The following is a 14,708-nucleotide window of genomic DNA, read 5'->3' on the forward strand; positions in this document are numbered from 1 at the left end:
GTATAACCATATTCCTCTCTAACCCTTATCAAAGCAAACAACAATCTCTTTTTCGCCAAATCAAGTAACCAAAATCTTCACCATTAACTGGAAATTCTCTTCCAGCCTGCCATGTAGCTTCTGTTTGGCCTATGCTCTTGCAGGATCTGGTTTCTGGAATCGGATAAGTCATTTGTAGTCGATACTGACTTTTCTTCATAATAGGCATGGGATACTTGCCACATAAGCCTTTATAACCATAATATCCCCATAACATCAGTTGCCTATGCATTCTAGCCATAAACTTACTTACCATTAATACAGATGTTCCAACTCCACCATTATGCGCCGCAGCTGTTCCAGTAAAAGGGTAAAGCATTCCTTGACATTCAGCACACCAAAAAGCATAATCACTTGCTAATAAACCAGCGCCACAACTCATGCAATCAGCTATACATGCTTGATAAGCAGCTACATTTTGAAACAACAGCGTTTCTGGATTTAAAATCGCAGATTTAGCGTCATCACTCCATAATGGATCAAACTCTGTTAAATATGCTATATCGACTGCAGCCATTTCCAGACAAATAAAATCAAGCAAAATTTCCAGCCAATAAATCACAGGATAGACATACCAATGAATGTGATAAAAAGCACTTCCTTCAGCATCATCTTTCATGCCTTTTTGAGTAGCACTTCCAAATGACAAACCTCCAAGACTTACCATACACATTGGCGACTTTGTAACATCTACAAGGCGTACTGGCTCCCAAAATCCTACCGGAATATACCAGGTACAGGTATTGGAATCCCTGGCTTAGGACAAAGACATATAAGTCTACCAGAAGCATTAGTATCAGGCATTGAACTGCTAACTACCTTAAATCCAGCTATAGTAATTGGAAACAAGAACTTCCAACATACATCTGTTATAGGATTTACAAATCTTCCAACACATCCAGCAGCTGCATAACAGTTATTAGCTGTTATAGACATTACTATCGCTAACAAAATTACCAGTTCCTTCACTTACCAGCTTTTCTTGATTATGTATACTTCCTTTTTTTATATTTTCGAAATTTGCTAGCAGTATTTTCTATATCTTTTACACCTGGCACTAAATATGCAGTTTCACCACTCGAATTTACTATCTCCTGTATTTCACCACTTATAAGCGTATAATTGAATATTTTGACTAGATCTTGTTCTAATTGCTGTAATTTCCAACTTTTCATATAAAACCTTCTTTTAAGTTGAATCGACTAGTATATTGAGTTATACTATTTACAGCGTACTTCCATCGTACGTCATATGGTTTTAATAGGTGCTTACTTCGCTAATTTTAAGCACGTTATTTTCTTGCTCTATTATGGCTGGCACAGCTTGTATTTTAAATTTTCTAATCAACATACCAAATTGATCAAAAAATATGTGTCGGCCTAATAGATTGCTCAGTTCAATAGGATTTCCATTAACTAACACTATCTTTCCTGGTCTTGATTTTACCCAAGCGACCTGATCTTCATCATCTCCATCAATTAATATTAGTGGTTCACCCCAATTTATCATCTCTAAAGGATTTATTTTAGTTCCTCTCCTTACTATTATTATACCATTTTTTGTCTTAATGTCATCCTTTTGAACATAGGTAGAATCATATATTCGCGTTTTATTTTCAGTAGCTTTACTCAAATTTTTTACTGGAACTGGTCTCATGATTTTTTGCCTAATTTTTTCCTGAAATTCCAGCTGCATTTGGTTCAACAATCCACTTTTTGATGCAGCATTAAGTTTAGCCATAATCACCTCCAGTAATGATTCCTCAATGATTGGAAAAACATGCCCTCTAGTACCATAATCCTTAATCTCAACACCTATATCAGCATTTAATGAATTAGCCATTGTATCACTTACCTGATAAGCAACAGCAAATAAAGCAAAGAATGCGCCTATACTCATCATTACCTGGTGCTTCATGGAATTATTTCTCGCTCTCTTATCACATAATTAATTGCCTCACTGACATTCATACCCTTAGCCATATGATCTTCTATAGCCTGATAATCTCTAGCATTCGTTGAGGTTAACAGTAGAGTAAATGGATCAATCATTAATCTGCCTATCACACCAGAGACATTAGGGCTATAAATTGCTACTTCGCTATAATATGGAGGATTTGAATGTACAGATTGCAGTAAATTCAGCTTCCAATCTTCATCAACAAAGCCTGCAAGCTTTGGATTAGCTCGCATCGCCTTAAAGGATTCCGAATTTTGCTTCAAAATTATCTTATGCGATGAGTTCTCAAAGGCCTTTTCAGACGCAGAGCCCTCTTGACGAAAGTAATCCGTGAGTTGCTGAGTAGCTAAAGCAATCGATCCATTATATTTTCGAGCTATTCTGCCAGCTTCTTCAATAAACTCTCCTGAACGCTTTCCAGCTAATAGCTTCCAGGCTTCATCTATCATAATTAAAAATGGTCTACTTCTATCTCCCTTGACCATTGTTTGATTAATATGAACAATCATGATTTGAACTATCACTGCTAGCAGCTCTGGTACAGACCTTAAATGATCAGTTTCAATTACTACGATATCAGAGTTCAATGATAACTTAGCTTTACCGCTAAAAAATCTTCCATGTTGACCATCCTTAGTAAAAGGAAAAAGCATATTTCCAAGTTCTTTAGCATATGATTCTTCTCTATTCGATAACCAGTCTGCAATATCGGTTATTTCAGCCTTAGAGCCACTTTTTTGCCAGACTGATATCAAAGCTCTCTGTAAGCATTGGTTGTTGTAAATCGCTTGTTCCATACTGTGGAGCAGCCATAGTAGCTAAAATAGATGGAAAGTTAGATAAAAATCCGATCTAGCTTCTATAGACTTTGCACTATCATCTTCTGGTACTTCGGAAAATGGATTAATTGATACAGGATTTTTCATGTCAAATTCTATGTAGCTGCCACCTAGAATCAAGCATGTACGCTTAAATAATCTTCCGTAATCAAGAACAAAAACTTTACCACCAACTCCTAAAACTGATAGCATTAGTTCTTGCATAAAAACAGATTTTCCAAACCCTGGAACTCCAGCTATACAAAGGTTAAAGTTCTCATTTGGAGCTGCTCCATGCTTATTTAATGCAGGTAATAAAGCTCCACCAAAAGGAGACCAATACATTATTTGGCCTCGTCTGCCAGCTAACAACATACCTGGAGAGCTTAAATCACCTTTCCATTCACCAATTATTGGTAATAATACTTTGCTCTCTACGGAAACAGTTTTTATGCCTCTACCTAAGCTAGAAAGGGCTACTCCAACTCCTGATGTTTTTTGACCCAATACACCTCTTTGACCTTGTTCAACCAATTGCATTGGCAGCGCTGCTAGCAACACGGCTACATGATCATATTTGCATGGAACAAAATACCATCCACTGCGTCTTAACATCGAACAAAAAGCTGATGCAGATTGCTTAGCCTTTTTTGTTTTATCAAACATAATAACATTGAAGTGAATATTAACTACTCTATCACCACTCTGTAAAGCAGCTACTACATCAGCTAAATCTTCTGCTTCTTGCTGTATATCATGAAAAAAATTTACCCATTCCTGCATTAATATTTCTTTCTAGCGCCTCTCTTTTAGTTATGGCTGCAGTTCTTTCCATTGCTTGATTTGGCAACATTTGTAAACCAAAATGAATCAGGAAATTTGATTTTATATATTCATCACGACGCATTTCATTGCCTAAAAACAGATCCATGGCAGATAATTTGCACTCTGCAGGCCTTTTTCGAGCTTCTAGGCTGATAAATATTTGATCATTATTTACATTTACACAATCATCATTCTCAAATAACGAAAAATCTCCACTTAGAATTTGTTCAGACAATATTTCATACTCATTAATATTCGAATGTTCTTCTTCAGGCCAGCCAAATATTACTCTCAGAAACTTTAATAATTGCTGTGCATTCACATTGTCAGTGCTTAATCCAATGGACCTAAACGTATCTTTTAAAGCATCTCGTCTGCGAATCATATCATCGATATTTGCATTTAAATTAGGTATAGTAACTGAAATTAACAATACTACATCCTTTATAGAACCTACTTTTTGAGCTTGATCACGCAAAAACTCTGTTCTTTTGTTGGCTAACTCAATAAATATCTCTCCTTTACGATATAACTGCCAGTTGCTTAAAAAATGTTCGATATTATTACTACCAATCATTAAGACTTGCATGCTACTTTCAGCTGGTAAATTTTCATCACTTTTTAGAAATTCAGCAATTTCATTTTGAGCCGAAACACTAGCTTCAGCCAATGGGCATGCAAGCAATACAAAACCTATTGAACCACGATTAAAGAATAGCTGAGTCTCCTCATCATACGATTCATAGACAAAGTGTTTAGAAAATCTTTCTCGATCAAAATCCTTATGTATGCTTGCGTTCACCTTGACTCTGTTTTGATTTAAATAAATTAATAAGATATTTTTTTGGTTTTTTCGGCGACTTGTGAACAACATCTACACCTTGAACTGCTTTAGATCGCTTACAGTATAGAACACAACGCCTTTTTGATTTAATTTTTGATGTTTCAACTTTCTCAAGATTATTAACGTCAGTTTAGGATAAGGGAAAGTATGAAAGATATAATGCAAAAGGTTTACAAAGGATAATATTTCGTTATGACTTTTAATACATTACATTAAATATAATCTTAATTCAAAACCATTTACTGCTCTAATATTTCTAGTAAATTCGCCTTTGTAATATCAATGTTTAATAACTAGCTATTCTTTATAAGCCTTCTGTATTATGCTTTTCATACTTTTCCTTATCTTGATCTGGCGTTTATAGAACCTAAAAAAGGTGATTTCGTTTATCTTGATCCACCTTACCACCAATCAGGAGAACGGTTCTACACTAGAGTTCAATTTGATGAAAAAGAGCAAATCAGACTACGAGATTTTGTTTATGAACTAAACAATAAAGGTGTTAAAATTATGCTTTCAAATAATAACACTACCTTCATTAAAGATTTATACAAAGATTTTTTCATCACTCATATTGGAGTTACATACTCAATCAATGAACATCGTAATCTCGTTAATGAGCTAATCATTACTAACTATAAAACTTATTAGTTATTAAACGCCAGATTAGGATAATGGGAAGTATGAAAAGCATAATGAAAAAGGTATACAAGAGATACTGTACAATTATAATTATGCAATATATTTAAATATAATTTCAATTAATGACGGTTTATTTATTGCTCATATTTCTACAAAAATTAGTTCATAATACTATCTTGCTAACCTGAACATTGACCATTGTAACACTTCTATATTATCTCTTTCTAACTGTTTTTTATTCTAAATTTGCATTTACAGACATGTGAGCAATAAATAAACTATTATTAATTAAAACTATATTTAAAGATATTACATAATATCTCTTGTAAACCTTTTGCATTATATCTTTCATACTTTCTCTTATCCTAAATTGGCGTTTAAAGATTCAGTATTACTGAATACTACCTTCATGTCTGCTATTTGTCTTTCTACCTCATTTGGAGAAGTAGTAAATAAGAGTTTCGTCACATAAATTGCCCATTCCTTTAAATAGGTTTCATGGTAATTTTTCGATGAAACCGTCATTTTACGATCAGGCTCTATTGCTGGAATTAACAACCACTTTTCTTCTTTGGTAATTGCAGCCATTATCGCAATTATATTAGCTGCAGCTAGCAATATAGTTACTGAAAGTAAGCATTTATTATATTTAACCAGCTCTTGTATAGCATTTTACTTAAAGAGATGATTCATTACTTGCCAACTTTTTTGCCCAAAAGCCTTGGATATCCTAATGGAGCTGGCAATAAACCTTTAGCTACTAAAAAACTTTTTAGCAAAAAATTCTCAGATACCTTCTTAATTTTCTTAAAGCAATAACATAGAGCAATTCCTCCAACCATAAAGGCTAGGCCTAATTTAGCATGCCTGCTGTTTAGTAGTACAATTCCTGGAGCTACTCCAGCTAGCACTACTCCCCATTCGTCAATGCTCAAACCCATATACTTCAACGGCCTCGATAATGCCCAACATAATTTTTGATTTTGTATAATCACCTTCAGCCTCAATTGTAGCATGAGATTTCTCATTCTGCTACTATAATGTTTAAATTAGCTAAATATCTTCAAACACAGATTTTACCTGCAATAATTAGTGTTCATATATGCATGTGCGACATGAAATCGCACTATTCTTACCACAACGTTTATATCAGTCAGATAGTATTATAAATATTATAACTTCTAGCACATTCACTAATTATTTGTATAGCCTTAGACATATACTCTCGTACTAACTCCATACAAGCTATAGTATAAGGTATTGTTGAGTTTGGATTAATATGATTCAATGCTATACTAATTGTCCTCTGACTTTCGCCTGCATCCCCCATACAACTTGCAAACGTCCTTCTTAGATCGTGTATTCTGAAATTTTTTATGCTTGCCTTTTCACAAATTATCTTCCATGCGGTATTTGGATGCGATAAGTGTCCGCTTTCGCTAGTAGAACTTGGTAGTACCCATTTACTTGTAGATATTAATTTCCTTGCTTGCAATATTTCCATTGCCTCATCTGTTAATGGTATATTTTGCGCCTTTCCGTTCTTAGTTTTTGGTATATGCCATATTTTTCTTTCAAAATCTATATTGTCCCATTCCATCTCTAACACATTACTTTTTCTAGCTCCAGTATATAACGCTAGTAATGCAAAATCTCTTATCAATGGACTTGCTTCTCCGCATAATACTTGTAAAAATCTACCCATTTCATCGTAACTTAGACGTCTCTCTCTTGCTTGCAGTTTATGCTGCTCTATCCCTAGAGTAGGATTGTTTTCTATTAATCCCCATTTTATTGCCTTATTAAATATAGTGCGTAAGGTTGCTAGCAATGCATTTGCTGTGGCATATTTTCCCTCTTTGCTGATATCATTGAATATTGGTTCAATATCACTCATTCGAATCTTGCTTATCTTTTTTTCATATAATGCTTGTGCATAAGTATGTACTCTGTCAGCATTCTCTTTCCAGTTTATAGTATATATTTTGGCATACTCTTCAATAGACTTCTTTCGAAACTATACAATGATGTAAAATGGTGTTATAAAAATCTGATTTGAAGTAATAATGAAATTAGATCAGATTAAAGAGTTAAAGGATGAAAAATTTCGTCGATTAACAGTAGTAAGGAAGGGAACATTCTCAAAGATGGTGGATATTTTGAGGAAAGCTGATGGTGTTAAGAAATCAAAAGGAGGGCGTAAAAATAAGCTCAATTTGGAGGAACAGTTATTGATGGCCTTAGAATACCTTAGAGAATACCGTACTTATTTTCATATAGGTCAGAACTATGGGATTAGTGAAAGTTCAGCATATAAAGCTGTAAAATGGGTAGAAGACACCTTAGTTAAACACCCAAACTTTGCTCTTCCAGGTCGTAAAGCTCTAATGAATAGCGATATGAATTATGAAGTAGTCTTGATTGATGCTACTGAGAGTCCAATAGAAAGACCCAAAAAAACAAAAATTCTATTATTCAGGAAAGAAGAAAAGGCATACACTAAAGACTCAAATAGTGGTAGACAAGAAAACACACCAAGTAATATGTACAGATTTTTCTAACGGTAAAAAACATGACTTTAGATTATTTAAGGAATCCAAAATTCTTATCCATCCTAAGATTAAAGCGATTACTGATATAGGATATCAAGGTATACAAAAAATTCACAATAATTCTGCATTACCAAAGAAAAAAAGCAAGAAAAATCCTTTAACTAAAAATGATAAAAAGAATAATCGTAGGTTAGCAGGAAAAAGAGTTGTCAATGAAAACGTTATTGCTATGCTAAAACGGTTCAAAATTATTGCTGACAAATATCGAAATAGACGTAAAAGATTCGGTCTTAGATTTAATTTGATCTCTGGCATTTATAATTTTGATCTACCTTAACCAGTTTCGAAAGAGGTCTATTATACTTTTTTTGATATCAAATTTTTTATACTAATTTGTTCATAATACATATAACTTGAAAATCACTTATCAATCCTAGATTGTATATATTTTTCGATCATTAGATTAACCTCTAGATTGAAAACTGGCCCCAAATTCCCTAAATTTTTTTTCAACCTATTTTCAACCTTTTGCTTTAATTTTTTTGTTATATTGACAAATATTGCAAATACATTTATAGTTAAAGTTGAAGATTAATTATAAATATTAATAAAAGTTAACACAAGTTAATAGTAGGTTCTATAAAGTGTAGAAGTTAATAAAAATTAACTTTTCTTCTTCCTTATATTTGATCTACCTTTGCACTTTTACCTATAGAACATCTTATTGATTTAAAGATATTAGAAGAACAATATAAGGAACTCGATAGCAAGAAAGCGATAGGAATAGATGGTATAACCAAAGAGGATTATGGTAAGAAGTTGAAAGCAAATCTGCTCTCGCTTCTTACTAGAATTTGCAATGGGAAATATCAGGCTAAACCTGCACGAATAACGGAAATTCCAAAAGAAGATGGAGTCAAAAGACCTTTGATAATATCATGTTTTTAAGATAAGATAATCGAGTCTACAGTAAGCAAGATACTAAACTCTGTGTTTGAGCCAATATTCTTAAAGTATTCCTATGGATTTCGACCTAAATTAAATGCACACGATGCTTTAAGGAAGTTAAATAGACTTACGTATAACTTCAATAAAGGGGCTATAGTAGAGATTGATATAACAAAGTGTTTCAATACAATCAAGCATTGTGAGTTGATGGAATTTCTAAGAAAGAGAATATCTGACAAGAAATTTCTAAGACTAGTTATGAAACTGATTGAAACACCAATCATAGAAAATGGTACTATAGTTACTAACAAAGAAGGTTGTCGTCAAGGTTCAATAGTTTCGCCAATCCTGGCAAATGTCTTTCTGCATTATGTTATAGATAGCTGGTTTGCAAAAATCAGCAAAGAAAACTTAATGGGACAAACAGGAATGGTGAGGTACTGCGACGATATGGTATTTGTCTTTGAAAAGGAAACAGATGCGAAAAGGTTTTATGATGTTTTGCCTAAAAGGTTAAATAAGTATGGGCTAAATATCAATGAAGCTAAATCACAAATGATTAAATCTGGTAGAGACCATGCTGCAAATTTAGCCAAACAAGACAAGAAGATCTCAAGTTATAATTTTCTTGGATTTACTTGCTATTGGAGAAAATCAAGATTTGGCACAACATGGAGACTAAAATATACCTCAAGGAGAGATCGTTTTACTGAGAAACTGAAAGGACTGAGAAAATATTTGCGTAGTCAGCTAAACAAGCAAGATAAAACACAAACATTATCACAAGTCATTAGAGTTATTAGGTGAATGGATCAACTATCATGGTATATCGGATAACAAAAGACGAGTAAGTTCATTTATCAACCAAAGTACACGTGCAATATATAACTGGTTCAATAGAATGGGAGGAAAACGTAAGATGAATTGGAAAAGACTAACCGAGATACTTAAAAGAGTAAATTTTCCTAAAATTGGAAAGATTGTCTCAATGTTCTAGACAACAAATAAGGCATAATGCTTATCTTATTTTTGAGAGCTGGATGCGGTAATTCTGCAAGTCCGGTTCTGAGGAGGGGCCTAATTGAGCGATTGGTTAGGTCTACTCACATAGATTTAATTTGATCTCTGGCATTTATAATTTTGAACTACATTAACCAGTTTCGAACGAGGTCTATTCTAGCAATCGATAGACATTATCATAAGTTGGAGACTACATGAGCATCAGAATCAGAGTTTATAGTATTGCAATACTATTATTGCTATAAGCTACAGTATCGCTATCTTGGAATATCGAAGACGTATTTCAAGGAATGAGTGTTAATGTTACTAGAGCTGGATCATATCAAGATCAGGCTGCTGGATATTATGCAGCTGGTGGATTGTCTGCTAGAACAAGCCAAACATCCTGTCAGCCATTTGCTATAATAAACATCAGCTGTAGCGGTATTGACGCATATCTTGGTAGCTTCTCTGTTATTTCTGGAGAAGAATTAGTTCAACTAATGAAGAATATTGGTTCTGAGGCTAAAGTTTATGCATTTTCATTAAGATTAAAAACCTTTGCTCCTCAAATTGAGAATGCTCTTAAAGACTTACGTAATCTAGCAATGGAGATGAATCAATTTGCTAAGGAAGATTGTGAATTAACAAAAGCATTATTTGCTACAGCTTTACCAAAGAACTGGGCTATGAGAGAAGCTGCTTGCTGTGATATACAGTCACAAAGCTGGTTTGATTATTTTTCAGCTAGTAAAAAATGTCGTAATTATTTAGATCAAAAACAAACTCTGCAACAAGCACAAAATAAGGATTCAGAGCTAATGCTGGATGATTATAACATCTTCCGTATGATAAAAATAAGTGAAATTGCAATAAAATAAAAGATTATAGCAATAGCACAAAAGAAAGCTAGTATACAGTTATGCTCCTAAGGCTACTAGCCTGAATTTTAGATAAGTAACTATCTTTTTTAACTAAAAACCGGACGGTATTCTTAGGCAAAAAAGCCTGTATTTACAAGGTTGGTTTTGAGATATTTAACATAAAATTTGGTGATTATGAATAGTATAATTGTAGGAATTGATATTTCTAAAGAGACATTTGATGCCGCTGTGTTAATTAATCATAAAGTTCAAACAAGAAAATTTAATAATAATTCTGAAGGATTTAACAAATTAGTAACATGGTTAAAAAGCAGAGAAACTGGACATGTTTGTATGGAAGCAACATGTATCTACTGGAAAAGCTTAGCGAAATATCTGTACGATTATGGCTATAAAGTGAGTGTAGTAAATCCTGCTCGTATTAAAGGTTTTGCAATGAGTAAACTTAGTCGTACAAAAACAGATAAAGCAGACAGTGTATTAATAGCAGATTTTTGCAAAGCAATGAAACAGGAAGCATGGTATCCACAGCCGCATTATATTCAAGAACTACAGCAGCTGGTTAATCGCCTGAATGTTTTAATTAAGCATAAAACACAAGAAACAAATAGATTAGAAGGAGCTTCTAAAGCAATTGCTAATAATATTCAAATGCACATTGAATTTCTTGAAACACAAATTAAAGAAATTGAACAACTAATCAATGACCATATTAAAAATAACAAAGATCTTCACAATAAAGCTATGTTACTTGAATCAATACCAGGTATAGGAGCAAAAACACAAGCTATAGTTCTGGCTTTTTTAGCAGATATTGAGAAATTTAGTTCTGCTAAACAAGTTGTAGCTTTTGTAGGTCTTAATCCTAAGCATCGTCAATCTGGTAGTTCTGTGCGTAGCGCTAGTAGAATCTCTAGAACTGGTAATTCAGATCTACGTAAGTCTTTTTATATGCCTGCTATGTCTGCCTTAAGACATAATTGTATTATCAAGCATTTTTCTCAACGTTTATCTAACACTGGTAAACCCAAAATGCTTATCCTTACTGCTGCTATGCGTAAGTTATTACATAGAACATCTTATAATCAAAAGTAGGTTCCTTTCTTTTGTATCTCTAAACTGGATTATTTTTCTTCTTTGGTTGGTACTTTTATTTTATTTAATGCTGCTTGTGTAAATTTAAATACTGTTACTGGCATATTTATCACCCTTCATTAATTTAAAATTGAAGTAATTAAATAATAACTTATTAATTTTTAAAATTAGCTTAAACTTATAGTGTGTAGTATGATTTTTATTTAATAGCAAATACTTTTGTAAAAATAAAAAATATTTTTAAGCAACATTGCCAACTGAAGGTTACTCTAAGCTTATCAACTACAAATTCAAGTTGCTTGATTAAAAATCAGCATTCCAATTAGCTAAATATCATACATATATTTGTGTTATATTTGTGCAATTACCATCAAGATATTATTATCATATTGACAAGTAATATTAATACATCTACAGTTAAATTTATATATCAATTTAACGAGAATAAACTACATAGCAGATTTTATAAGGCGTATAAAGCTCACAATAACTCTTCCTTTGACTTATTTTTTCTAGTTAGTTAAATCATCTTAAACATGAAAGGTACTCGTATATTGTGATACATCATAATATGAAAGAGCTGAACGGCTAAGAGTAAGTAAGTTAAGTATACAAAAAGCCATTCAAGAGATTAAATATTACATATAAAAAAGCTTTAAAACATCCGAAGGCAAAAAAGAAGAGAGGTTAAAATTGCAGAATAAGATAAAAAGGTACAAAAATAAAGGAAAAGTTATTGTCTTTACGGATGAGCAGTTTTATTCATAGTACCTAGAACTCACGAATATGCAGCAAAAGGCATGAGATGTTATGGTGTTTATAATTGACATCTATCAAAGAGAGAACTAATATTATAGGAATATTAGTAGATAAATCTCTGTAACAGTATCAATTTTTGACTGCAATGTTAATACTGCTATTTTTATTGGGTAGAACAGGATTTAATTTCAAGATTACCTAGTAATTCTGTAGTTATGATCTATAATGCAAGCTTTCATAAACTTCCTCATTTAATAAAAACTATGATAGAAAAAGATGGATACATATTAGACTATTTACCTCCTTATTCTCATAATTTAAATTCTATTTCACAAAGTATATAACATAACTGTTTTATATAGATTTAGCTATATAGCTCAAGATATGTATCTTATTTTATAAGATACATAATATACTATTGACAATTTTAGTAAAAAACTATCAATGTAAGGTTGAAAAAATGAAAGAAAGAAATTTTGTTTATGAATGGTTGGAACAACATGACTGATAGTACTACTAGTAACATAACGTGTAATTGTAGTCAATCTTGTCAAGAAAATATATACGGTTCGTATTGTCAAGGAATTGATATCTGGCTTGCTTTAGGATATACAGTGGCATTATTGATTTTATGTTTTATAGCATACTACTATAAGAATAAGTGTCAGGACCTAGAAAGAAAAATAAAACATATACCTCAATCTTTAAATGTTATGCCTGGTACTCAAGGTGATTATTATTTTAGTGCTGCAGAAGAAGTAATATCTGAATGTCGTGTTTCTAGTTTAGAATTAAATAATGTACTTAGCCCACGTAATTACAACTGCGAAGAATCTCTTCAGCAAAATCTTAGCTCTAATAATCAAAATAACAATGAAGAGCATATTATTGTTCAGCAAAATCCTACTTATTTTTTTAGAGGCATCAATGCAAATTCTTGCACCTCTATTGATAATAATTTGTTTTCTATAGATGATAGTTCTATGGTTGGAGCAACAGGTAGTATCATGATGGGGACACTTACTGGTAATGTAATGGATGACTTAGAATAATAAATCTGTTTTAGTTTGCCTAGAATAAGATGGTTAATATTATTAATTATTTTATTGATTTGAATATTAAATTATATTAGTTGTTTATATAAGCAAATATAGCCGATATAGCTCAGTTGGTAGAGCAGCATATTCGTAACATGCAGGTCAGGGGTTCAACTCCCTTTATCGGCACCGCAATATCTTTCTGTTTGTAATCAGATTTCTGTAATATTAATTTCCTACTTAAATGACCAATAATTTACACAGTTACTACTTTGTTTCATGATTAATTTTCTTTAACATGCATTCTATAGCATAGCTTATTTTGCTTCCATTATGTAATATCGAATAAGCGCAGTCAATAATATGACAATTAAGGTTTTGTTTAACTGTTAGAGGATATAAGATTTTAGCTGCTTTAATTCCTTCTATTAAATTTGGATTAGTATTATTGATTAGATTAGTATAGTATTCATGTTGCCCTAAATCATAACCAAATTTTGTATTACGAGAAGTAATGGCATAACTAGTTAATATTAGGTCTCCTATTACTCCAAATTGACTAATATCTGGGTTTGTACTGCCAGCTGCTCTAGCAAATGCCACAATTTCCTTTATTCCTTGAGTGATAATAGATGCTTTACAGTTTTGACCATATTGTTTAGCAATAATAATACCAGCAATGATAGCAATGATATTTTTAAATGCGCTTGCAACTTGAATAGTAATAATATCTTCAGTAGTACTAGTTATAACATTAGTACTATGAAATAATGTAGAAATATTGAATTGCACTTCTTTTTGAATAGCAGCAATTGTCAGAGCACATGGCAAACCTTGGGCTACCTCATTTGCTAAATTTGGTCCAGCTATGATGAATAAAGGATTATTTGCTAAATAATCTTTTACTACGTCACTTAATAGTTTAGATTGATTATGATCTAATCCTTTTGATGCAATTCCAATAATGGCATTATTAGATATGCTATGTTGCTTTAAATTTTCAATAGTAGCTCTTACTTGATCTGATGGTGTAACAATAATAATTATTTCATGATCAACAATATCAGAAAAGTTGCTAGTAGCCTTAATGATATTTGGTAATATGATATTAGGTAGGTATTTTTTATTAGTATGCAGCTGATTGATTTCTTGAGTATGGGCTGAGTGTCTAGTATATAATGTTACTCTGTAATTATTACGAGCTAGAAGCATAGCTATCGCTGTTCCCCAAGCTCCAGCTCCTATTATTGCGATTTTCATATTTAAAATAATTTTAGTTATTGAAATAGTTTATTTGATTTTAAAAA

Annotated in this window: 11 protein-coding genes, 1 tRNA gene and 6 pseudogenes; 9 read left to right on the forward strand and 9 right to left on the reverse strand. The window is 32.3% G+C overall.

All coding sequences use genetic code 11. The annotated features are described in order from the left end of the window. Nucleotides 1-28: 28 nt before the first annotated feature. The 5 genes and pseudogenes from traU to OTBS_RS16620 form a co-directional block, all read right to left on the reverse strand. Nucleotides 29-975 (reverse strand): annotated as a pseudogene (gene traU / locus OTBS_RS06040) (conjugal transfer pilus assembly protein TraU). A gap of 50 nt (nt 976-1,025) precedes the next feature. Beyond that, nucleotides 1,026-1,214: a hypothetical protein gene (locus tag OTBS_RS06045; protein ID WP_011944620.1), complete on the reverse strand. Its 189-nt coding sequence runs from the start codon at nt 1,212-1,214 to the stop codon at nt 1,026-1,028. An 82-nt stretch (nt 1,215-1,296) separates the two neighbouring features. After that, nucleotides 1,297-1,956, reverse strand: a complete 660-nt coding sequence (gene traW, locus OTBS_RS06050) for a type-F conjugative transfer system protein TraW (RefSeq protein WP_011944619.1) — start codon at nt 1,954-1,956, stop codon at nt 1,297-1,299. Continuing rightward, a pseudogene (locus OTBS_RS15445) lies at nt 1,953-4,443 on the reverse strand (TraC family protein). Before OTBS_RS15445 ends, traW begins: the two are co-directional and overlap by 4 nt. Beyond that, a pseudogene (locus OTBS_RS16620) lies at nt 4,424-4,612 on the reverse strand (conjugal transfer protein); the annotation flags it as partial. The pseudogenes OTBS_RS15445 and OTBS_RS16620, both read right to left, overlap by 20 nt. A 218-nt stretch (nt 4,613-4,830) precedes the next feature. Here OTBS_RS16620 and OTBS_RS12490 point away from each other — a divergent pair. Continuing rightward, nucleotides 4,831-5,136 (forward strand): annotated as a pseudogene (locus tag OTBS_RS12490) (DNA adenine methylase); the annotation flags it as partial. 366 nt (nt 5,137-5,502) lie between these two features. Here the strand turns inward: OTBS_RS12490 and OTBS_RS06060 are convergent. The 3 genes and pseudogenes from OTBS_RS06060 to OTBS_RS06070 all read right to left on the reverse strand — a co-directional run. Further along, nucleotides 5,503-5,793, reverse strand: a pseudogene (locus OTBS_RS06060) (TraE/TraK family type IV conjugative transfer system protein); the annotation flags it as partial. A 26-nt stretch (nt 5,794-5,819) separates the two neighbouring features. Next, on the reverse strand, nt 5,820-6,155 hold the full coding sequence (locus OTBS_RS06065; protein WP_011944246.1) for a hypothetical protein: 336 nt from the start codon (nt 6,153-6,155) through the stop codon (nt 5,820-5,822). Nucleotides 6,156-6,280: 125 nt separating this feature from the next. Continuing rightward, nucleotides 6,281-7,024, reverse strand: a complete 744-nt coding sequence (locus tag OTBS_RS06070; RefSeq protein WP_011944997.1) for a tyrosine-type recombinase/integrase — start codon at nt 7,022-7,024, stop codon at nt 6,281-6,283. Between the two features lie 169 nt (nt 7,025-7,193). Between OTBS_RS06070 and OTBS_RS12495 the strand changes: the two genes are divergently transcribed. The 8 genes and pseudogenes from OTBS_RS12495 (at nt 7,194) to OTBS_RS06105 (ending at nt 13,590) form a co-directional block, all read left to right on the forward strand. Then, nucleotides 7,194-8,016 (forward strand): IS5 family transposase gene (locus OTBS_RS12495; RefSeq protein WP_157866279.1). Its coding sequence is split into 2 segments (ribosomal slippage): nt 7,194-7,582 and nt 7,581-8,016, totalling 825 coding nucleotides; the frame shifts between segments, so codons are not numbered across the junction. A 482-nt stretch (nt 8,017-8,498) separates the two neighbouring features. Beyond that, nucleotides 8,499-8,627 (forward strand): hypothetical protein, encoded by a 129-nt coding sequence (locus OTBS_RS17625; RefSeq protein WP_269763897.1) that lies wholly within the window; start codon nt 8,499-8,501, stop codon nt 8,625-8,627. Nucleotides 8,628-8,636: 9 nt separating this feature from the next. Then, on the forward strand, nt 8,637-9,434 hold the full coding sequence (locus OTBS_RS06085) for a reverse transcriptase domain-containing protein (RefSeq protein ID WP_269763933.1): 798 nt from the start codon (nt 8,637-8,639) through the stop codon (nt 9,432-9,434). 407 nt (nt 9,435-9,841) lie between these two features. Next, nucleotides 9,842-10,471: pseudogene (locus tag OTBS_RS06090) on the forward strand (conjugal transfer protein TraH); the annotation flags it as partial. Between the two features lie 207 nt (nt 10,472-10,678). Then, complete coding sequence (locus tag OTBS_RS06095) at nt 10,679-11,605, forward strand: IS110 family transposase (RefSeq protein WP_080571873.1); 927 nt, start codon at nt 10,679-10,681, stop codon at nt 11,603-11,605. A 974-nt stretch (nt 11,606-12,579) separates the two neighbouring features. Continuing rightward, nucleotides 12,580-12,708 carry a hypothetical protein gene (locus OTBS_RS18405; RefSeq protein WP_109234817.1) on the forward strand — a complete coding sequence of 43 codons (129 nt, stop codon included), beginning with the start codon at nt 12,580-12,582 and terminating at the stop codon, nt 12,706-12,708. Between the two features lie 138 nt (nt 12,709-12,846). Beyond that, nucleotides 12,847-13,416, forward strand: coding sequence for a hypothetical protein (locus OTBS_RS06100; RefSeq protein WP_011944850.1), 570 nt, complete (start codon nt 12,847-12,849; stop codon nt 13,414-13,416). A gap of 101 nt (nt 13,417-13,517) precedes the next feature. Next, a tRNA-Thr gene (locus OTBS_RS06105) sits at nt 13,518-13,590 on the forward strand. Nucleotides 13,591-13,668: 78 nt separating this feature from the next. On the opposite strand, the gene OTBS_RS06110 is transcribed toward OTBS_RS06105, so the two are convergent. Then, a complete protein-coding gene (locus OTBS_RS06110) occupies nt 13,669-14,661 on the reverse strand; it encodes an NAD(P)H-dependent glycerol-3-phosphate dehydrogenase (protein ID WP_011944851.1) in 993 nt (330 codons plus the stop codon). Nucleotides 14,662-14,708: the final 47 nt, after the last annotated feature.

The organism is Orientia tsutsugamushi str. Boryong (genome assembly GCF_000063545.1).
GTDB lineage: Bacteria > Pseudomonadota > Alphaproteobacteria > Rickettsiales > Rickettsiaceae > Orientia > Orientia tsutsugamushi_C.